This is a genomic window from Streptomyces sp. NPDC056169 (assembly GCF_042268445.1).
GTDB lineage: Bacteria > Actinomycetota > Actinomycetes > Streptomycetales > Streptomycetaceae > Streptomyces.
Map to the genome: position 1 here is coordinate 23,846 of NZ_JBHJUO010000028.1, position 18,899 is coordinate 42,744.

At 69.1% G+C, this 18,899-nt stretch carries 28 protein-coding genes; 9 read left to right on the forward strand and 19 right to left on the reverse strand.

The window, feature by feature from the left end; translation table 11 throughout:
* Positions 1–20: 20 nt before the first annotated feature.
* The 9 genes from ACFC0G_RS35515 to ACFC0G_RS35555 all read right to left on the reverse strand — a co-directional run bounded on the left by ACFC0G_RS35515 (position 21) and on the right by ACFC0G_RS35555 (position 7,163).
* Positions 21–857 carry a helix-turn-helix transcriptional regulator gene (locus tag ACFC0G_RS35515; protein WP_376411855.1) on the reverse strand — a complete coding sequence of 279 codons (837 nt, stop codon included), beginning with the start codon at positions 855–857 and terminating at the stop codon, positions 21–23.
* Positions 858–1,548: 691 nt separating this feature from the next.
* Positions 1,549–2,796, reverse strand: a complete 1,248-nt coding sequence (locus tag ACFC0G_RS35520; RefSeq protein ID WP_376411857.1) for a hypothetical protein — start codon at positions 2,794–2,796, stop codon at positions 1,549–1,551.
* A gap of 120 nt (positions 2,797–2,916) precedes the next feature.
* Entirely contained in the window at positions 2,917–3,660 is a 744-nt protein-coding gene (locus ACFC0G_RS35525) for a hypothetical protein (RefSeq protein WP_376411860.1), read from the reverse strand.
* Between the two features lie 2 nt (positions 3,661–3,662).
* A complete protein-coding gene (locus ACFC0G_RS35530) occupies positions 3,663–4,451 on the reverse strand; it encodes a hypothetical protein (RefSeq protein ID WP_376411863.1) in 789 nt (262 codons plus the stop codon).
* Positions 4,451–5,242: a hypothetical protein gene (locus ACFC0G_RS35535; RefSeq protein WP_376411866.1), complete on the reverse strand. Its 792-nt coding sequence runs from the start codon at positions 5,240–5,242 to the stop codon at positions 4,451–4,453. The genes ACFC0G_RS35530 and ACFC0G_RS35535 overlap by 1 nt, the downstream gene beginning before the upstream one ends.
* Complete coding sequence (locus tag ACFC0G_RS35540; RefSeq protein WP_376411869.1) at positions 5,239–5,670, reverse strand: hypothetical protein; 432 nt, start codon at positions 5,668–5,670, stop codon at positions 5,239–5,241. Before ACFC0G_RS35540 ends, ACFC0G_RS35535 begins: the two co-directional genes overlap by 4 nt.
* Positions 5,667–6,263: a hypothetical protein gene (locus ACFC0G_RS35545; RefSeq protein WP_376411872.1), complete on the reverse strand. Its 597-nt coding sequence runs from the start codon at positions 6,261–6,263 to the stop codon at positions 5,667–5,669. Before ACFC0G_RS35545 ends, ACFC0G_RS35540 begins: the two co-directional genes overlap by 4 nt.
* A 298-nt stretch (positions 6,264–6,561) precedes the next feature.
* Entirely contained in the window at positions 6,562–6,861 is a 300-nt protein-coding gene (locus ACFC0G_RS35550) for a hypothetical protein (RefSeq protein ID WP_376411875.1), read from the reverse strand.
* Positions 6,858–7,163, reverse strand: coding sequence for a hypothetical protein (locus ACFC0G_RS35555; RefSeq protein ID WP_376411878.1), 306 nt, complete (start codon positions 7,161–7,163; stop codon positions 6,858–6,860). The genes ACFC0G_RS35550 and ACFC0G_RS35555 overlap by 4 nt, the downstream gene beginning before the upstream one ends.
* 178 nt (positions 7,164–7,341) lie before the next feature.
* Here ACFC0G_RS35555 and ACFC0G_RS35560 point away from each other — a divergent pair, with 178 nt between their 5' ends.
* The gene (locus ACFC0G_RS35560; protein ID WP_376411881.1) at positions 7,342–7,908 is read left to right on the forward strand and encodes a hypothetical protein; all 567 of its coding nucleotides are present in this window, start codon (positions 7,342–7,344) and stop codon (positions 7,906–7,908) included.
* 435 nt (positions 7,909–8,343) lie between these two features.
* Here ACFC0G_RS35560 and ACFC0G_RS35565 read toward each other — a convergent pair whose 3' ends face one another.
* Positions 8,344–8,925, reverse strand: coding sequence for a hypothetical protein (locus ACFC0G_RS35565; RefSeq protein WP_376411884.1), 582 nt, complete (start codon positions 8,923–8,925; stop codon positions 8,344–8,346).
* 149 nt (positions 8,926–9,074) lie between these two features.
* Here ACFC0G_RS35565 and ACFC0G_RS35570 point away from each other — a divergent pair, with 149 nt between their 5' ends.
* Positions 9,075–9,677, forward strand: coding sequence for a hypothetical protein (locus ACFC0G_RS35570; RefSeq protein WP_376411887.1), 603 nt, complete (start codon positions 9,075–9,077; stop codon positions 9,675–9,677).
* Between the two features lie 54 nt (positions 9,678–9,731).
* Here the strand turns inward: ACFC0G_RS35570 and ACFC0G_RS35575 are convergent, their stop codons facing one another.
* The 4 genes from ACFC0G_RS35575 to ACFC0G_RS35590 all read right to left on the reverse strand — a co-directional run bounded on the left by ACFC0G_RS35575 (position 9,732) and on the right by ACFC0G_RS35590 (position 11,764).
* Entirely contained in the window at positions 9,732–10,079 is a 348-nt protein-coding gene (locus ACFC0G_RS35575; RefSeq protein WP_376411889.1) for a hypothetical protein, read from the reverse strand.
* Positions 10,080–10,091: 12 nt separating this feature from the next.
* Entirely contained in the window at positions 10,092–10,835 is a 744-nt protein-coding gene (locus ACFC0G_RS35580; protein WP_376411892.1) for a bifunctional DNA primase/polymerase, read from the reverse strand.
* On the reverse strand, positions 10,832–11,287 hold the full coding sequence (locus tag ACFC0G_RS35585; protein ID WP_376411895.1) for a hypothetical protein: 456 nt from the start codon (positions 11,285–11,287) through the stop codon (positions 10,832–10,834). The genes ACFC0G_RS35580 and ACFC0G_RS35585 overlap by 4 nt, the downstream gene beginning before the upstream one ends.
* Before the next feature lie 252 nt (positions 11,288–11,539).
* A complete protein-coding gene (locus ACFC0G_RS35590; protein WP_376411897.1) occupies positions 11,540–11,764 on the reverse strand; it encodes a hypothetical protein in 225 nt (74 codons plus the stop codon).
* A gap of 94 nt (positions 11,765–11,858) precedes the next feature.
* Here ACFC0G_RS35590 and ACFC0G_RS35595 point away from each other — a divergent pair, with 94 nt between their 5' ends.
* Complete coding sequence (locus ACFC0G_RS35595) at positions 11,859–12,344, forward strand: hypothetical protein (protein WP_376411900.1); 486 nt, start codon at positions 11,859–11,861, stop codon at positions 12,342–12,344.
* A gap of 17 nt (positions 12,345–12,361) precedes the next feature.
* Complete coding sequence (locus ACFC0G_RS35600) at positions 12,362–12,730, forward strand: hypothetical protein (RefSeq protein ID WP_376411902.1); 369 nt, start codon at positions 12,362–12,364, stop codon at positions 12,728–12,730.
* A gap of 42 nt (positions 12,731–12,772) precedes the next feature.
* Here the strand turns inward: ACFC0G_RS35600 and ACFC0G_RS35605 are convergent, their stop codons facing one another.
* The 5 genes from ACFC0G_RS35605 to ACFC0G_RS35625 all read right to left on the reverse strand — a co-directional run bounded on the left by ACFC0G_RS35605 (position 12,773) and on the right by ACFC0G_RS35625 (position 16,451).
* Complete coding sequence (locus ACFC0G_RS35605) at positions 12,773–12,982, reverse strand: hypothetical protein (protein ID WP_376411905.1); 210 nt, start codon at positions 12,980–12,982, stop codon at positions 12,773–12,775.
* Between the two features lie 177 nt (positions 12,983–13,159).
* Positions 13,160–13,342, reverse strand: coding sequence for a hypothetical protein (locus ACFC0G_RS35610; protein WP_376411908.1), 183 nt, complete (start codon positions 13,340–13,342; stop codon positions 13,160–13,162).
* A gap of 184 nt (positions 13,343–13,526) precedes the next feature.
* Positions 13,527–15,041, reverse strand: coding sequence for a hypothetical protein (locus ACFC0G_RS35615; protein WP_376411911.1), 1,515 nt, complete (start codon positions 15,039–15,041; stop codon positions 13,527–13,529).
* 206 nt (positions 15,042–15,247) lie between these two features.
* A complete protein-coding gene (locus ACFC0G_RS35620; protein ID WP_376411914.1) occupies positions 15,248–15,520 on the reverse strand; it encodes a hypothetical protein in 273 nt (90 codons plus the stop codon).
* Positions 15,521–15,704: 184 nt separating this feature from the next.
* The gene (locus ACFC0G_RS35625; RefSeq protein WP_376411917.1) at positions 15,705–16,451 is read right to left on the reverse strand and encodes a GntR family transcriptional regulator; all 747 of its coding nucleotides are present in this window, start codon (positions 16,449–16,451) and stop codon (positions 15,705–15,707) included.
* A 247-nt stretch (positions 16,452–16,698) separates the two neighbouring features.
* On the opposite strand from ACFC0G_RS35625, the gene ACFC0G_RS35630 reads away from it, so the two are divergent.
* From ACFC0G_RS35630 to ACFC0G_RS35650, 5 genes are all read left to right on the forward strand, one after another.
* The gene (locus ACFC0G_RS35630; RefSeq protein ID WP_376411920.1) at positions 16,699–17,010 is read left to right on the forward strand and encodes a hypothetical protein; all 312 of its coding nucleotides are present in this window, start codon (positions 16,699–16,701) and stop codon (positions 17,008–17,010) included.
* The gene (locus ACFC0G_RS35635) at positions 17,010–17,249 is read left to right on the forward strand and encodes a hypothetical protein (RefSeq protein WP_376411923.1); all 240 of its coding nucleotides are present in this window, start codon (positions 17,010–17,012) and stop codon (positions 17,247–17,249) included. Before ACFC0G_RS35630 ends, ACFC0G_RS35635 begins: the two co-directional genes overlap by 1 nt.
* Entirely contained in the window at positions 17,246–17,662 is a 417-nt protein-coding gene (locus tag ACFC0G_RS35640; protein ID WP_376411925.1) for a hypothetical protein, read from the forward strand. Before ACFC0G_RS35635 ends, ACFC0G_RS35640 begins: the two co-directional genes overlap by 4 nt.
* A 74-nt stretch (positions 17,663–17,736) precedes the next feature.
* Positions 17,737–18,501, forward strand: a complete 765-nt coding sequence (locus tag ACFC0G_RS35645) for a hypothetical protein (protein ID WP_376411928.1) — start codon at positions 17,737–17,739, stop codon at positions 18,499–18,501.
* Positions 18,502–18,549: 48 nt separating this feature from the next.
* On the forward strand, positions 18,550–18,858 hold the full coding sequence (locus ACFC0G_RS35650) for a hypothetical protein (RefSeq protein WP_376411931.1): 309 nt from the start codon (positions 18,550–18,552) through the stop codon (positions 18,856–18,858).
* Positions 18,859–18,899 lie beyond the last annotated feature (41 nt).

Below are 18,899 nucleotides of genomic sequence, written 5' to 3' on the forward strand. Positions count from 1 at the left end.
GGTCCCCCTGACCTGTGGGTTCAGTCAGATCGACGGGAGCGGAGCATCGGCACTCTGGTGTGCTGCTTCTTGTGGCCGGGGTGGTAGATCAGGACGATCAGCCGGGCGCCGGGGGCTCCCAGGGGCATGGCTGCGCACATGGTGACGTGGCCAGGGCCCTTCAGGGCGTGGTGGATGGGGCGTTCGTCGCCGTCGGGGTGGATGTGGGCGCCGCTGCCTTCCCAGAGGGGGGCAAGGTCCGGGTCGGCGACGACTTCCTTCGCTATCTGCAGGAGGGTCTGGTCGTCGGAGCGCGGGACGAGCGCGGCACGGAGCTGGGGCACGACGAGCGGCGCCCACACCTCTTTCCACTGGAGAAGCATCTGTCGGCCGTCGGGGTCGAGGAGCATCCACCGCATGGTGTTGGTGGGGACCTGGCCGCCGGGGAAGAGGTCGGCGAATGCCTGGTTATAGGCGAGCAGGTCCCAGGAGGCGTCGTTGACGTAGGCAGGGTGGCTGATGCCGTCGAGAGCTTCCTGCCAGACACCGGCGACTTCGAGGCCAGAGGAGGGGTTCAGGGGGTGAGGCGGGTTACCGATGCCGGCGAGCTGGCACAGGATCCCCCATTCCTGTTCGTTGAGGCCGAAGAGCCGTCCGACCTGGACGAGGTAGTCGATCGGGGGGTTCGGGTATCGGCCGGCCTCGAGGCGGTAGTAGGTGTTCGCGGGGCGGCCGGTGAGTTCGTCGACTTGCTGCTGGGACAGTCCTGCGGCGCGGCGGCCCTGTTTCGTCGGGCGGGAGAGGCCGTGGTCCTCCGGTTCGATGAGGTCGCGCCGCTCGGAGAGCAGCGCCTTAAGCGCCCGCTTGTTCGTCTTCATCGTCGCCTTTCCCCCGTGTACCGTGCACGCGTGCCACCGGAGTGTATTTATTGGTACGTGGTTTCGTAATAAAAACTGCACGTGGATTTCTGTCAGTTGAACGGTGAAGCTGTGCTGCGTGGACGCGCTGACCTGCCGGGAAGCAGGGCGGGGCGGCCACACTGCAACACCCCAGGACGCTCCCGCGAGCGGCGGGTCGAGAATCCGTCAAATCAGCTTGCTGAACGTCCTGTTGCCCTCGTCGGGGCTCCGGCAGGGGCGTTGCCGGACGGTGCTGTATTCCGTGCCTCGGTGCGGATTTCGCAGCTCGGCACCGTTCCGGTTCGCCGATGCCGGGGCGCCGAGGGCCCACTGTTCTGCGGTCGCTGTCGACAATCGCCCCGATGTCGCGTCCTCGGCGACGACCGTGTCGTACGGGTCAGGCGGTGCTTCCCCCGGCGCCGTCTGACCGACCCCACAGGCCCCGGGCAGCAGCCTCCACCGGCTGCCCGGGGCCTTCCCGTGCCCTGGGCGGACTGGAGGGGGTGCGTATCCGGGGCACTGGTGTCTCCTGTCTCGTGCGGGGCCGTGGTGAACGGCCGTTGGGCAGGGCCTGGGGGTGGCGTCTGGTCGCCTGCCCTGGAAACCGCTTTCGGCACGTGAAGTCACTCGAAGGAGTGGCAGGTTGGCACGGGTCTTGCCCTGCGGTGGTTCACGTGTTCCCGCCGGTAACAACGGGGGCATGCTCCCCCGCCGCGCATCCGCACGGCTCGGCGCCGAGGAACTGCGCGGTGCACGGCCCGGGGCCCACGTAGGCGTGGTGAGTGATCAGCCGGTGCTGGCCCTCCGCCTTGCGGACCGCGGCCATCGCGTCCGTCGCCAGCGTGTCCGCCCAACTCCCAGGGACCATGGGATTTCCCGCCGGCCACGCCATCTTCCGCACCTGATCGAGAACCGCGCCGTACCGCGGGTCCTTGCGGGCGTCGCTACGGGCGCCGGGGTTGAAGTCGGTGATCCGCCCCTCCTCCCGCGTGGCCGCCGCGGTCTCCTCGGCGTGCAGGGCCCCGATCAGCTTGAGTGCCAGGAGCTCCTGCAACGGCGCCGACAGCGCCGTCTGGCCGTCGACCGTCTCCAGGCCGAGGATGGCGCGCCGGATCGTCGGGTATCGCGGGTCCTGCCGGGCCACGGCGCCTGCCACCGCGGTGGCAGGTTCCAGCGCCGGGTCATCGTGCGCCTGGGCGGCGAGCGCGGCCTCCAGCTCCGCGATCCGCCGCTTCGAACGGGCCATCGCCCGGTCGAATCCCCGCTTGAACGCGGCCTCCTCATCCCCCCTCGGCAGTCGCTTCATCCAGCCGCGCAGGTCGTGGGCGGCCGCCCAGTGCTCCTGAGCCCGGTCGGAGTCGTCCTCCTCGAGCTCAGACAGGGGCAGGAAGTCGTACGTCCGGCACAGCTCGTCGGCGAGGCGTTCCGTCATCCGGTTCGGCGGAGGCGTCGGGTTGTTCGCGTTGTTCGGGAGGAGCTTGACGAGGCGGTGCACGAGCGTGACGGTGTCGAGGCCGTGGGTGCCGAGGATGTGGCCGCCGATCTGCTGCACGGCACTGTGGCGGGTGCCGCCTTCGGCGGGGTTGGTGTACCAGTCGCAGAGCGGGCAGTCGTAGCGGATCACCTCGCCTTGGACATGGCCGGCTTGTACGGCCTCCTGTTGGACGGGAAGGACCGAAGCCATACCCACGCGGCGGACAGCGGCCCAGAACGCCTCAGCGGCCTCGTCCGGGGTGTATCCGGGGCCAAACTCCATTTGCCCCGTCTGCGTGTTCAGGGTGAAGAGAGGCTGCCCGCCGGAGGCCTGGATGACGAAGGTGTTGATGACGTGGTCGTCCGGGTTGTAGCAGTCGACCACTCCCGGGTCTCCGAGCAGGACGATGGGGCCGGGGTCGAAGGTGCTGTCGGTGGCGTCCATAGGGGCTCCTGGTCGTAGGGCGGGCATGTCCAGTCGAGGGCGATGGCGGTCTGGCCGGCGAGCGGGTCCGGTGTCGGGGCGGTGAGCTGCTGGTGGAGAGTGGCCAGTCGGGCGCGAGTCTCAGGAGTCGTCACCAGCGGCTCCAGGCAGTTCGGCCTGGAGTTCACTGTGGCCCTTGTCCTGCCACTGGCGGCGGTAGGAGTCTGCGCCTTCCTCGCAGGCCCGTCGGGCGTGGAAGACCGCAGAGTCGTTGCCGAGGTCGGGGCGCCAGAGGTTCGGTCCCGGGAAGCGGGTGGCGTTCATGCGGGAGGTGATGGCCTGGCCGCAGAACAGGCAGGCTCCGGCCGGGATGGCCATGAGTTCGTCGGTCCTGCGCACAGCGTGCTCGACCTGCGCTTCGGTGGTGGCGTGGGTGCAGGGTGGGATCTCGTTGCAGAGGCGGCAGACGCTGTAGTGCTCGGGCAGGACGTAGAACGTGCGGCCGGCCCGGATGGCGTAGTGGTTGGGCTTGGCTGTGGGCTGGTCGGCTGCCCGGACGCTGAGCACGACAGGGCGGTGCTCCCAGGTGCTCTTCTCCGGCTGGTTGCCCATGTCGTGGCCTGCGAGGACCTGCTCCGCCCACCAGGTGGTGTAGCGGTCCCACTCGCGGTTGAAGAGATCGGGCCACAGGTCGAGGGGGCGTTCCTGAACGTCGATGACTTCGTGGGCTCGGCGCTCGCCGAAGACGATGATCGTGCCGGGCCGGATGCGGGTGGAGTAGTCGGACTCGTTCAGGTGCGGTGCGATGCCGTCGATGGGCAGGTAGCCGGTCTTCCGGGTCTGGTCGGGGCGCCACTGGCGGAGCACGTGCAGCGGGATCCGCATGGTCAGCTCTCCGTCTCTGTGGTGTGGTGCCCGATCCACTCAACGCCCGACGTCGGTCCGGTGCCGGTGTCGGCCATGGTGGGGGCCCAGCCCTCAGTGATGAAGCGGGCGGCCGTCTCCTGCGGGACCCAGCGGTCGCCGCGGTCGGGGTGTGACATCCAGGCGGCCAGGTCGTCGGCGTTCGGAAAGACGGGGCTGATCGGGGATCCGTCGCTGACGGTCTCCCACACCTGCCAGCCGTCGCCGGTCGGCGGTTCGGTCAGCTCCCATGCTTCGATGTCAGCGGACTGGCCTTCGTAGGCGTCCAGGAGGGCGTGGCCAGTGCAGGTGGTGCACGTGCCCCATGTGTCCGCGTCGAGGCCGGCGGCTTGGATGAGCTTGTTCAGGATGGTGTAACTGCAGTCGCCGGGCATCGGGCCGAGGAAGTACTCGGCTGGCCTGTCGGTCAGGCCGGCGATGAGGGGCAGGATGTCGTCGGACGGTCGGATGATCTCTGGCATCTTCGTCCATCGCCAGGGGTGGCCCCCGATTTCGCCTCGGGTGGTGAACGGGTCCGGGTCTTCGGCGAGGTAGGGGTGCATGGGGCGGCCGGCGCGCTGGGCCGCGATGTCCGTGGCGAGCATCTCCATGCGGCCACACAGGGCCCTCATCCACTCCGCTGCCGGGGTGGAGCCGTTCTCGCAGTCGGGGCAGGGCTTCTGCTTGAGCTGGGAGGGCATCTGGTAGCCGCCCCAGACCTTGCTGAGAGGCCAGTCGAAGTCGAGCGGTACCCGCCGGATCAGGCGTCCCATCAGTCCTCCTCGTTGTCCACGGCGCGCCGTGCGGCAGCGTCGGTCTCGCCGTTGGGTCCGACCTTCGCGAAGACGGCCCGGTGCTTGCGGATGCGTTCGACTCGGTCGGGGGTCCAGCCGTGCTTGGTGGCCACCTCGTTCAGCAGCTTGGGGCAGGTGGGGGTGTGGTCGTGCTGCTGCTCGCAGTCCCAGCCGTAGAGGACGGCGTACATCCAGGCGTCGTCGCTGTTCTGGGCCCAGTCGCGGGAGCTGTTGGCCAGCCTGATACGGAGCACCAGGAGGGTGTTGTGCACGCCAGCCGCGACGGTGGCCCCTTCGGTGAGGGCGGTGCGCTGCTCGTTCCAGGCGCGGTACATGGCCTGGGCGACGTGTTGTGCTTCGGCGTAGTAGGCGTCGGCTTCCTGGACCCGGTCGTAGAGCTCGTCGAGGGTCTGCTGGGTGTGCTCGGCGAGCGGGACACGGGGCTCGGGGTCGGTGACGGGCGGGGCAGCAGCATGTAGACGTGCCTCGTTTGCGAGCCACGCGGGCCAGCCGTCAGGCCCGTTCTTGTAGTGCAGCGCCACCTGCCCCTCCGGCTGGACTGGCTTGCCGTCTCGCATGCACAGGCCCGTCACGCTCGCGCTGACACGGGCTGTGCGGCCGTCCCGGGCGGCGGAGTACACGAGCTCAACCAGCGAGGGCCTGACGGCCATGTCGCCGGTGTGCGGGTTCTGCGAAGGGAGGATGGGCGCTCCCGTGACGCCATAGCGAATCTTCCGGGCGTAAGGGGTGCGGACGGTCTCGTCGGTCACGAGGCGGCTCCCGTGGGGGCGGTGGGGGTGGGCTCCCAGAATTGGACCTGGACGTCGTGCAGGACGTCGGCGGGCGGGGTCCACAGGCCGAGGGCGCCGGTGGCCGGCACGGGCCGGGGCAGAGGCCGGCAGTCGCGAAGTATCCAGTGCCAGTGGTCGCTCATGCCCCACGGCACGCAGCAGTCGGCGGTGGCCTGGTGGCAGGAGTCGAGTACGGCGGTTCCGATGATGGCGCTGCGGGTGTCGGGCCACGTTTCGCTGGTGAAGTCGGAGGCGACGACGCCCGAGGCGTGCAGGTCCTTCGCGGCGTGGATCAGGATCGTGGTGCCCAGGTGGCCAGCGGGGATCGGACGGGAACGGTTCTCGGTGCGCTTCGTCCCCCACACGATGGCGTCGGCGTACGGCTGGCGGATGGTCAAGGCCCTCATGCCGCAGCTCCCTTCGGGTGGTTCGGGCAGGTGGGGTGTTGTCGGGGTCCGTCCGTCAGTGCGTACGGATGGTCGTAGGCGCCTCTGATCGGTCGCTGCTCCTCGCCGCGGGCGTCGCAGGTCTTGCAGCTCCAGTACTCGCCGCCGCCTGGGGTCTTGGACAGGTCGAACCGGTCGTAGAAGGCGTTCAGCTCGGCTTCGCGGCGGGTCCAGATGGTGGAGCGCTGCTTGTACTCGCGGTAGGTGGCGCCGCTGCCGGACGACGGGAGGTCGATGGCCTTGTTCCAGCCGGGCATGTAGTCGGGGTGGTGGCGCCAGAGGCGGGCGAGGCCGGCCATGGTGAGGCAGGGGACGCCACCGGCGGCGGGGGCGCAGGTGATGCAGTGGCCGGCGGAGCGGCCTCGGGCGTCGACCCAGATGTTGTGCTGGGAGGCGATCAAGTAGAGGGAGTCAATGCGGTTGAGCTCCTGCCGCTGCGGGGGTCCGGACAGCATCGCCTCGTCGGCGTGGCGGTCCTCCTCGGCAAGGCGGGCGTAGACGAAGTCCTCGCAACGGAACTCCCACCGCCAGTTCGGGTCGTCGGGTCCGGTCACGGCGCGGGCTCCTCGGGGTCTGGGGTGATGCGGACGAGCCGGAGTGGCAGGGCGGGTTCGGCTGCGCGGCGGGCTGCCTCTCTCCAGGCCCGAACGTTGGCGAGGGTTCTACGTGGGTGGACGGTCCACACGAACGCGAGGGCGACGGCGAAGACGACCTGGGCGGCCCAGTTCGCGGGGTTCTTCCAGCCGCCTCGGGCGTGGTCCTCGGCCCAGGACAGGAGCCGGGGGCCTGGGCCGTACCGGCCGGCCGTGTATCCGGCGGCGCCTGCGGCGGCTGCGGTGAGAGCGATCGTGGTCAGCACGGCCAGTCCTCTCGGGGCTCCCACTTCGGGCAGTCCGTCACGACGGTGGGCCCGTCGGGCAGCGGCACCTTCGCGCCGCACGAAGGCGGCTGGGGCTGGCTGCATCGCCAGTCGCATCCGCAGTCCACGCCGCCCGGGTCGTAGTTGTCACAGGTCTTGCAGGAGCGGACGGCGGGGTTCTTCCAGCAGCGGCCGATGTGCGCGATGGCGGCGGTCTTCTTGCTGCGGGTGGCCCGGCAGTGGGGGCACTGGTGGCGGGTGACGACGATCGGGATCGGGAGGTCAACGGTCACTGCGGCTCGTCCTCCTCGGCCGGTTGCGCGGCGCACTCGGTACGGAGCTGTTCCAGGTGCTTCTGGACGGCCGGGTCCGGGTTCATGAGGCAGGTGGTGGGGTCAATGCCGTCGCAGTTCCCGCAGAAGTGAGTGGCCGCCTGCTCGCTGATGTCGTCGGTAGCGAGGGCGGTCAGGACGGCGCTGACGATGGCGTTGCTGGTCTCGACGTCGACCCAGTGGCCGGCCGCGTTGAGGGTGGTGCTGACGGCGTTGTTGGCGAGGGCGCGTTGTCGGTCGGTAAGGGGGTCGGGGTCGGCCATGGGGCGTCTCCTCCGGGGAAGGGCGGGGTGGGTCAAGGGTTGCGCGGTTGGGCGCGGTTGATGCCCCTGCTCGGCCTGCCCTGTGGGGATGGCCGGGATCCACACGGTATCCCATATTCCATTGCGTGCGCAATGGAATATGGGTGTTCGAGGCGGCCCGTACGGCAGGATGGCGCCTATGGATCAGGGGTGGGCGGCCGTCACAGCGGCCGGAGTAGCAGTGCTCGGAAGCCTCGTCGTCGGCTTCCGGGCAGGCAGGCGAACAGTCCGCGACCAGGCGCAGGTCGAACACGGTCAATGGCTCCGAAACCAGCGCCAGGAGGCCTACGTGAAGGTCCTCGACACGTGGGACAGGGCGATGAGCGCCTTCGAGACGATCATCGACGGGTCGGAAGAGCGAAAGGAGGCCCACGGGTGGGAGACCGATAACGTCGGCAGCAACCCGTTCCTCAGCACGGTGCTCTTCGCCGAGGTGGACCGGATCTCGGGTCCCTCAAACGAAGCCCTGGAGCGTGTCCGACTTCTCGGTCCGGATCCAGTGGAGAGGGCAGCGAAGAACCTGGAGGACGCCTTGAAGGGCATCGGTGGAGCGATCCGCGCTAACTCCGGCGAGGACGAACTACAGGACTGGCCCAACCATGCCTTCTGGAACGAAGCACGGAGGAACGCCACTGAGTGCCGCAGGGAGTTCTTCGACCTGGCCCGGTCCGTGATCCGCACGGCGCCCAGCACAGAGCAGAACTAAGGTCCGGTAACTCCGGCGCTCCCTGCGGTGTCGCACGGTGACGGGAAGAAGTCCGCCTGAGGCGGTGGCTAACGAAATGGGAGCTGGGAGCCCGAGCCTTCCGACTGATCCCCCGGCATGAGTGCGCCCGCCCGGTGCAACGTGCGACGGCTTCCCGGGCGGGCTCTGTCCTCATCGTCCGTCAGGACGGCCGCAGGCGCGCGCGGAGGCGTTCTGAGGGCGGGTGGACGCATTGCGCCCCCGCACCGGGGATCACTGGATGCGGGGGCGCGTGGGAGGCGGATCAACGACCAGTCGGCCCGACTCCCCACGGGGAACCGTAGCGGCCTGCGAGCGGCGGTTGGCCGGCGTATCGGTTCGCCGCCGCTCTCACGGGTTACAGAGCTGTACGGCTGGTGACGGGCTTGTTGACGGCTGTCATCCCGTAGGGCGGTGTCAGGCTGCGGGGGTGGTGCGGGAGCGCGGGCGTTCGGTGGACAGCACCGCCCACACGCGGCGGCCGTCTTCGGCGGCATCGGTTCCGCAGCTCGCGGTACCGGGCACCGCGGCGAGGTCGGACAGGATCGCCTCGTCGGGCTCGGAGCCAGTGTGGCTGAGGACGGCGATGAGGATCATGCCGTCCTGGTCGGCGAGGTGGACGCTGATGCGCCGGCCGTCGTCGGCGGCGGCCGCGCCGACGAGGAGCCGCACGGACTTCTCCAGGACGTCGTCCTGCGGGTGGGCGTAGCCCCAGGCGCGAACGGTCTCGGTGACCTTGCCGACGGCCTGGCCGCCGACCCACGGGTAGCCGGTGAGGGCCCAGTTCGCGGCGCGCCGGTCCTTGATGGTCATGCGCGGGCGGCGGGTCTCGAGGCGGGCCTGGCCGGGACCGGGGAGCGGGAGGGAGGTTGTGACGGGCTTGGTCGACGGCTGGGGCCGGGGCGCCTCGACGGGCTTCTTCTGCGGGGGCGGGGTGCGGGGCGGATAGGTCGGCGGCACCTTAGGGCCCTTGCCGTCCATGGGCAGCGGATCGGTCACGACAGCCTCCTTGCGCTCACGACCATCCTGACAGCGCGACCCGGCCTGTTGAAGCTGATTGCCCAGGTTGTCAACGAGGAGCATCGCGCCGTCGGTGAGCCATCGCGCGTTTCCCCACCCCGAGGACGGCGCCCAACTAGCGTGGCTTCATGAGCAACTCGACTTGGCGGCGCGGCCTGATCGCGCGAGTGGACAACGCATACGACGAGGAGTACGGCAGCGGGCGCAGCGGCCGGCTCGCCACGTACCTGCGCGACCACCGGGACCGGATGTTCGAGGAAGACCGAGACAATCAGAGCAGGGTCCTCGTCTGGGCGTGGGATGTTGCGACCTCGCCGGTCATGTCGCCGGGCTACGTACGTCTCCGCCCGGACCTGTTCTCGCTGCGCCTGGGGCGTGAGGAGTGGGACGGCACTCTGTTCGCCGAGGCGCGGTTCCCGCTCCCGCACCATCAGCTGCAGGGCAGGGTGCCGTACAAGATGACGGACTGGGCGACCGATGGGCTGGCCGGCGATCCCTTTGCGGGCCTGTACGAGCCGAGCGTGTCGGACAGCTCTGCGTACGGCACGTTCTTCCTGGCGGAGGGACGCCTCCGGGTGCCGGTTACTGCGAAGTTCCCGCACGTCTCGGCGGAGGCGCCGGTTGCCGAGGTGAAGGAGGCTCTACTCGAGGTGGTGCTCTACCTGAACGACGAACTCGCCCCGCGGGTCGACGCGGCCCTCGGCATTCCAGGCGCGTCCTGGCCGTCCTGACGGCCGCTGCCAGCGAGACGCACAACGGCGCCCAGTCGAAACCTACGGGTGACCTCACATGAGGCGGGTCAGCTGATGGTTGCCAGGGGTGCAGATTTCCCGCAGCGGCTCACACAGGTGCCAGGCCCGGTGCAGCGCCTCGGCCATTTCGATCGGGCCGATCTTGTAGTCCTCGCGCCATAGCTCGCAGACGTTGCAGTCCGGCTGCCGGTCGGGCAGCCATTCGGCGTGCTCGGTGATCAGGTGGTCGTCCAGGCGGATGCCGGTCGACGTGAGGGGCAGCTCCCAGTGGCGTTGGTCTGCACCGGGGCGGCGGGAGATGATCAGGTTCGTGCCGTAGTCGACGGCCAGCTTCCGGCAGTCGCCGCAGGCCGCCATGCGCTGGATCAGTTCGTTGGTCATGGACGGCGTCTCCTACCGGCGTGCGTCGAGGGCCTGCTGACGGTCGGCACGGTCGGCGATCCAGGCGGGCAGCGGCGCCACGGGCACGTCGAGGGCGATGACGTACGGCCGGCCGCCGATGACGGAGCCGGGGCCGACGAGGTATCCGCCGCTGCGGTGGCCGGGGCCGCGGACGTCGATCCCGGGCCCGAGCGCCGTGCGCCCGCCTGACACGCTGCCGATGGTGCATCCCATGGGCGCCCGGAAGTACAGGTGCCGGCCGCCGGACGGGGTGGCCACGGTGAACGTCTCGGGCACCTTCTCCCCCAGCCGGTCGGCCAGGGCAGCGAGGACTCCGGAGCCGTCGTTGTCGCCGTGGACGTCGAGGTCCAGGGCGACGACGTGGGAGGCCCGGCAGCCGATCCCGACTCCTCGCCCGGTGAGCAGCTCTGGGAGCCGCTCGGGCAGCAGGGTGGCTTGGCGCTGCCACCCGCGTTCCGGGACCCGGCCGCCGATCGGGAGCGGGAAGACGGCCAGGCCCCGCCCGATCGCCGTGCGTGCGGCGGTGAGGACCTGGGGGCACTCGGCGGACCAGTGCCAGAGCTGTGCCGGGGTTCGCCGGTGCTCGGGGCAGTCGTCACGTTCGCTGTCGGCGGCGACGGCCCCGCAGCTGGCTTTGGGGCAGGTGCAGCCGGGGAAGGCGCTGCCGCCGTACGGCCTGCCGTGCCGCTCGTACTCGCTGGCCTTGATGATGGCCTGGACGTCGCGGGTGTTCACGCGGCCTGGCCCTCCTCGTCCTCGTCGTAGCAGACGCACTCCTCGTACGGGCTGCCGCCGGAGCCGGCGCCGCACTCGTCGCAGCCGTACAGGTCGTGGTCCGCGTCCTCACCTGTGGCCGCGTCCATCTGGGCCTGGTACTCCTCATGGCGCCAGCCGGAGCACCGGCCGTTGTAGCAGCCGCATCCGGGGCACTCCGGGCAGGCCATTCCGACGGTCCAGTCGCACTTCTCGCACAGGATCTGGCTGAGCGGGTTGTTCTGCTCCTGGCGGAGGAAGTCGACGGCCTCCTTGTACGTGCTGATGTCGCTGTACGTCTCGAGGTACTCGACGAGCATCTGAGTCTCGTCCGGATCGGGGTGGTCGAGGAGCGCGATGGCGCAGGTGTGCTTGATGCCGAGCTCGGCCTTGAGGTCGGCGAGCTCCTTCTTGCGTGCGTGGTTCTTCGGCATCTCGAGCTCGTTTCCGCGGCTGCGGTGATCCCAGACTCACGGCCGCACAGAGCGAGGCCAGCGAAGGCGAAGCAGAAAGGGGGTGGCGGCTCAGTGCGGGGCACCTTCGGCGTCCGCGTCCGGTCTGGGCCGAACACTGCCGGGCCACGAGCCGGGCCCACGACTCAAGGCCGCGAGAGCAGCGTACCGAACACCACCGACACTCCGGGCCGACTTGCCCGAACCCCGCGGCAGGATCGCCCTGATCGCCGCCTACCCCCGCAGGCGCCCCAGAACAGCCGCCAGTTGTTCGACGGAGACCTCCAGATCATCGACCAACACCTCGGCGTCCTCGGATCCCGGCTCCAGGTCTTGGGTGTGAAGTTCGATGAGGTTGGCCAGCGTCACCAGCTTCCTGACACAGGTCTCGGCCTGATCAAAGGCATCCTCAGGGCCTTTGAAGAGAGGGAAGACGACCTGCCGATTCCCGCGCTGCATCCCGGTTCCCCTACTCGCCGCCATGTCCATGCCGGTCCAACGAGCAGGGCTGAGCGGCGACACGCCCCCGCGCACGCATGGCAGGATCCCCGACATGAGTGAGTGGGGGATCGCCCTGATCGCCGCTGGGTCGGCCATCTTGGGCAGCATCACGACGGGGTTCTTCGCGTGGAAGGCCGGCCACCGACAAGCCGGCGCCGCAGAGGCCGCGGGGCGTGCACAGGCGGGCGCGCTGATCTCGACCGTGCAGGCCACACTGGACGAACAGCGGAGGGCGCGAACACTCGACCAACAGCGACAGGCATACCTGCAGTTCGTGACGGCTACCGACAACGTCATCATCTTTGTACAAACCCGGCCTGAAAACCGCGGCCCAGGTGGAGAAGACGGAGTCAGGGGCACCATGCTTACAGCTCTCACGCAGGTCGAACTGGAAGGGCCTGAGAGCGTGTTCCGGGCGGCAGATCTCTTGGTTGACGAGTTCCTGGCTACCGACCTGGCGACCGACGGCGTCACCCACGAGCTCCGGGCCGCCCGGGCAGCTTTCATGGACGCTGCTCGGCACGCACTCTCGCTCTAGTTGACGCCCATCCGGGGGTGGTGGTCTCGACCGTCAGGCCCAAGACCACCACCCCCACGCTGTTGCCCCAGGAATCGCTGCCCGCGGCCTACGCTGCCGTCATGACGCTGAACGCTGACGCGCGCGAACTGCTGGGCCTCATCGCAGGGTCCCCTGAGCCGGTAGCGCCCTCGACTTACTTCCACACCATCCACCCGCCGAACTTCGACGCAAGCGCTGCCGAGGACGACCCGCGCCGGGAGGTGTGGGTGGAGAAGCAGATCGGTCTCTACGGGGAGATGCTGAAACTGCACGAGGGAGGGCTGATCCGGATCGTGCATCCCTCGAACGGTGAGCGTGGGGACCTCATGGAGGTCACCGAAGCCGGCCACGCCGTCCTCGCCTGACGAACCGAGGGCCCGCCACCAGTCGGTGGCGGGCCCTTCTGCTCAGCGTCCTTCGAGGCGTTCCACGATGTCCGTCAGTGTCTGGATGCGCTCCTCGAGGCAGCTGACGACTTCGTCCAGGGCGTCCGAGCCCTTCTCGAGACCGTCGGTGTCGTCCTCGAACGTGGTGTCGAGCATGTGGACGCTGACGCGAAGGACCTCGAGCTCCTTGGCGATGTTCTGGGGAACCGTGTCCGTGTCGCTGCCGATCATCGTTCTCTCTCACTTCTCGGGCTGGCGCTGCTTCCTGGCTCGCCATCCTGGCGCGCGCGCCGGTCCTGGGGGGCGGAATCCTGCGGAACCTCACCCCCACGGTGCTACGGCGCCGGGCCCTGACCACGGGCCCGGCGCCGGCTGGTGACAGGCCGTACTGGGTACGAACCGCAGGAGTTATGGGCGGCGCAGCAGATGGCCGGCCTGGGCGACGGCAAGCGCGCCGTTGAGAGCAACGACGAGGTGCTCGGCGTCCGCCTTGGTAGCAGTGAGGCAGAGCAGCGTCAGGGTGGCGAGGAACCCCCAGAGGTACGGGTCGTTCGTCGGGATTCGGCCGTGAGCGTGGCTGGTGTTGGTCATTTCGATCCTTCGGGAGGCGTCGTGCGGTTGAGTGGGCGGCGCCTGCCGTGTGACCTTTACCGAGGTGGTAGGCAGCAGTGAGCCGCCTCACCTCTAGCCCAGGCGGGGCGGCCACTGCCGAGACTCACGTTAGCCCATAACCTATTGCGTGCGCCATGGGCTATAGACAACTCGTGTGGCACCGTCAGAACGGCGCGGGCCCCTGGCTTCCGTACGCGGCAAGGTCCGGGTTCTGCCGAGCGAACTCCTCCCGCAGCCGGGCATCCTCCTCGGCCGCCCCGCGCCGGCGCTCCTCCGCCAAAGCGGCCCGCTCCTGTGCATCGGCCGCCTCGCGGGCAGCACGCTCGGCGGCCTCCTGATCGAGCTCGGCGGCGAACCGTGCCCCGGCAGCAGCCTGCTCGGCGCCGTAGGCCTCCTCGGCAGCCCACTGGGAGGCCAACTCTGCGCCGACGACCTCAGCTTCCTGCTGCTCGCGGCACTCCCAGCACGTGTCGTCGTCGCGGTCCTTCGGCAGCGGGTTGCCGCAGCTGCACTCCTGGTACGGCCTGTGCTCTCGAGGCCCGGGGATGCCTCCGGTCGGAGCCGCGGGTACTTCGGGGCGCTCGTGTCCCGCCTGGCGGCTGGCACGCCGGTCCTCTGCCCGCATTGCGCAGGCCCCGCACGGCTGCCGGGTGTGAACGTCGGTCCGGTCGTCGCAGACGAGACTGCCGCACTCCGGGGTGTCCTTCAGCATCGACACCAACGGCCCGAACGGCGCCCGCGGAGACCGGCCAGCGTCCCGCTCGGCCTTCCACGCGGGGAGGAGCTGCTCAGCCCAGTAGCCGTTCCAGCGTGGGAGCACGCGGTGCTCGACGAGCTGCTGCACGGTCCGTTCCCTCGGCTGCCCGGTCGCGAGCGCCGCCAAGACCGCCGCGGACACGTTCGCCGGCGTCCTGTCGCCGAGCGCGGCGTCGAGCTCGCGCGGCAGGAGGTCCCGTACGGCCTGCACCTGGTCCCTCTGCGGCTTCGAGAGACGGAGCTTGCTTGTCGCGGGCGCGGCGGAGCCGCCCTCCCCCGGCCCCCTACTACCTGTAGGTGCCTGACGGCGTCCAGGGGCGCTACGCGCCGGAGGCGCATCCTGTGGTTCGAGTGGGTCTGGTTGCTGTGGGTCTGGTTGTTGGGCAGTGGGCGATTTCCCACCGCGCAACGTGGGATTCTTCCCACCTTCGGAGGTGGGCTTTTTCCCACCTCCGCTTTGACCTGCACCTTCTCGTTCTGCGGCCGCCTTCACCGACTCCTTCCCCTGGGACTTCACGTCCGGGTTTGCCTCGTAGAAGTCGGCTAGAGACGTCAGCCCCTGGTAGCCCTCGGGCGGGTTGAAGCGCACCCAGTAGCGGTATCGCCTGCGCATCCCACCGGCGTACCGGAACTCCTCGAACCGGATGGCTCCGACAGAGGCCAGCTCTTCCCGGTACTTGGCGACGTCGCGGTAGTCCTTCAGCTTCAGCGCCCGTGCGATCGCCTTTTGCGAGGGAAACGCGATCCTCTTCCCGGGAGTCCGGTTGTTGATGTGCTCGGCCAGGAAGGCGTACATCCGGTACCCCTGCGCGCTGCATCCGCAGAGAAGCACCCACACGGGCACCGGCGTGTAGAAGGTGGGCCACTCCTCGGGGATGCCCTCGTCCGAGTCGTCGTCGAATCCGAACGCCTCGCCGCTCACCGGCTTACCCCTGCCGCACGGGCGATCACGCAGCGTGGGCTTGCGGGGCAAGCGCTACCTACCGGTACTCTCGACACCGAGATACCTCTTTCGCGAGATGGGTCTTGATGCAGCGGGCGGGAACCCGCTGTTGCGCTTCGAAGGCCGGTTGAGTCGTTAGCTCGCCGGCCTTCGGCATGTCCGGGCGCAAGAACAGCCCGGCGGAATTACGTGGTCTTGGGCCGTCTTTTGCGCTCGCGGAAGAACTTCAGGAACGGCTGCGTGGCCATGACCTTGGCGTTCGCGAGCGGCCAGTACGGGTACGCGCGCCCCTTGCCGAACGGCCAGAGGGGGTCGGTGTCAGCGATGTGGCGGACGCCCTCACGGGTGATGCTCTCGACGATGCCCAGCTGCATCAGAAGCTCGGCTCCGGAGGCAAAGGTCACGGCTGGCGGCATGCGGGGATCGTCGTCGGGCAGGGGGGCGTCGGAGCTGCTCATCGGCGGCCACCGAACAGAAAATCGCTTGGAGGATCTCCAAGTAGACTCATGCCGAACCTCTCTGCAACGGGTGGTTCACGTGGCCGCGAAAGTCTTCGCAGGACAGCGGCCATAAGGGCGGTCGGCCGGTTGGGAAGCCGGTCGGCCGCTGCGCGTTCAAGCTGGACGCTTGAGCGCGTCAGGATCAGGCGTCATCGCCCCCTTCCGGCGCTCGGAGCGACGTGGTCCATCGGAGGATGGTCGATCCTTCGGCAACCTTCACCGCCACCTCAACGACCCGCCCGTCCTCCAGCGTCACGGTGCGGACGACCTGGGTTACAACCACCTCAGAAGCAGTCAGCCCCAGGACCTCCTTCTCGGCCTCGGTGGCGAGCCGACTGGTCACCTCCTCGAGGACCTCGTCCTGAGCGACACCAAGCCGCTCAGCTGCCAGCTCCCGCGAGGCGCCGGTGGAGACCGGCTGCTGGAGTTCAGGCGTCACCGCGATCACATAGGCGGGGTAGTAGCTGCTGCTCAGGTGCACAGGTACACCGCCCCTGCTAACGACTCGCCGCCGAACCTGCACCGGTGTACCAGGCGCGATGTCGAGCCGAGGGGCCACCAGCGCATCCGCACCCACGGTTCCCACCTCGAGAATCCGTGACGACTCGCCCCCGTCGAGGGCGCTGCCAGTGGCTGCGTGCAGCGCGACTCGCGTCCCGATGTTGTTGCTGGCCGGCGCGGCCACAACCATGTTGGCGCCTGGATTGGCGAGGACCAATCCCTCCATCTTGAGGACCCGGTACGCACGGTTCACGGTCGTGTGCGCTACGTCGAACTGGTCCTTGACGTTCTGGTAACTCGGCATCTCGTCCCCAGGACGGAGCGTTCCGTCCTGGATCTGCTGCCGGAAGTGCGCAGCGATCACCGCATACCCGGGCTTCCTGGGCATGGCCTGCCTCCCTTCTCTGTCGTGTACTGCCCACGTCGTTGTGTGCAGTGGTGTGCCCTCTGAGAGTAGTTCACGGAAACTTCTATCGCTACATGTAGCGGAACGTTGGGAAACTAGTCTACATTGAGGTTGTCGGAATCGGCGGGAGCCCGGAAACGCCGAACGGCCCAGGTGGTTGGACACCTGGGCCGTTCAGGGCCCCGAAGGACCCGGCGAACGCGCACCTACAAACCAGGAGCGATCCGCCATGAACAACCGTAGCGGTCTGACCCTCCACACCGCCCACCCCACCCCCAACGTCTTCGCCGACGCGCTGTGCCGCATGAAGCGTGACGACGAACTGGTCACCCGGCCGGCCCGTCGAACACTCGCCACGATGGAGCCGGGCTACGTCCAGCAGCCGGTGCTCCGGCTCGCCCCGAACGTCCGGTTCCTGCCGACCGCTGCGCAGGAGGACTCCTGCGGTCTCTGCGGGTCCTGGTCGTGCGACGGCACCGACTGCCGCTTCGGCGCCTCGGTCCCGGCCGCCGCCCGTGTCGGCCTTCGGAGCGTGGCGTGATGGCGGGGATCGAGTACGACGAGCTGGACCCGCTGCTCATCGCCGCGATCGAGGACATGTTCGCCAAGGTCCCCGAGGTCGAGAACACGCTCGACCTGGTCGACAACGTCGAGGACGTGTTCAACCTGATCGACCCGACGTCGTTCCTCGACGACGTCCTCGACGGGGACAACCCGCAGGCGTCGGTCGCCGCGTACGAGGACATGGTCCTGGGCGACTGGGACGGGGAGCAGGAGTGAACGACTACCCCTCCACCCATGTCCCCGGCTTCGCGGCCCCGATTCCGTCCCGTACCGCGCCGGTCCCGCCGCTCGACGACGAGCTCGCCGGCGTCCTGGACGACATGGTCGGGATCCACCCCGCGATCGACCTCATGGCCGACGCCATGCGCCTCCTGGCACTCGACAAATTGAGCGCCGACCAGACCCAGTCCGCGCTCGTCACCCTCGCCGGTGCCGACGCCAACGTCCTGAGCGCCATCGGCCTCCTCGTCCAGCGGCTGACGAGCGCCTCGAACCCGGCTCTCGACAGTCTCCCGGCCCAGACAGCGCGGGATGTGCAACAGCTCGGGGAGCAGTTCGCGTACGACCTGGCCGAGCTCGCACCCGGTGAGCGGCTCTCGGAGGCCGCCGCCCGCATCGACGGCCTCTGAGCCCGCCCCACCTGCCTCACGGGGCCCGGCGTATGGCCGGGCCCCTCCCCCTCCACACCCTGAAGGAGCACCGCATGTCGTCGTACAAGTTCACCGGCGAGCAGCTGACCGAGATCCTCGACCGCCTGCGCCCGCATCTTCCGGCCAAGCTGACCACCGTGACGCCGGCCTACGGCAGCCTCCGGTACACCTTCACCCCGTTCACCGGCCTGGAGCCCAAGCCGACGGAGCCCAACCGGTGCTGGGAGCACCCGAACCTCGCCTACAAGCACCTCGACGAGAAGGCGGGCCGCCCGATCGCCGCCGAGGCCGAGTACGAGCTCCGCGAGATCGCCCGCCACATCCTCGACGACGTCTACAGCCAGGCCCGCGTCGAGTGGAAGAACGCCCGCCACGTCGCCCAGCTGAAGCAGGTTGTGAAGGACGCCAGCAACCTGTGGAAGGCGCACCAGCAGGCCCTGCGAGCCGTCGAGGCCGCGTTCGCCTACCTGCGCGACCCGCAGGCCGCCACCGAGTGGCAGCCCGCCGTCTCCCGCCTGGTCGACACCCAGGACACCTACCTGGCCGCCGCCATCGCCTTCGACCAGCGGGCCCGGGAGATCGCCGAGGTCCACGAGCAGAACATGCACGAGGAGATGCTCGGCTACGACGAGGCACTGATCGCGGCCGGATTCCCCGAGGCCAAGGACTGGCTGATCTCCTCGGTCGACGAGTACGGCGCCGACTACCGCGGCGAGTACGGCCGGTACACGGCGGCCGGTCAGGCCCAGCGCCTGATCAAGGAGCAGGAAGCCCACGTCGCCAAGGTCGGCAGCCTCACCAACCAGACCACCTCCTGACCAGACCCACTTCCACTGCCTGCCACCTCTCCCCGAAGGAGTCCTGCCGTGTCGAAGACCGCCGTCCTCACCGCCGACAGCCTCGTCGCCAAGTACGCCGCGGACATCGCGTCCGTCACCAGCCAGACGCCGGCCACCACCCTCGCCGAGTTCGCCGACCAGCTGTCCACCGCCGGCGACACCCTCACCTCCGCCTACATCACCCTCGCCGAGGAGTTCGAGACCGCCGCGTCGCTCCTGAGGGTCGCCGCCGACCCCGACGTCACCGCCACCGATCAGGACGCCCTGCTGAGGAAGGCCATCCCGTACCTGAAGGACATCCCGGACGCGGTCGGCGAGTACCGCCTCATGAGCTGACCCGCTGGACCTCACCCCTCCACACCCTCAAGGAGCCCCTC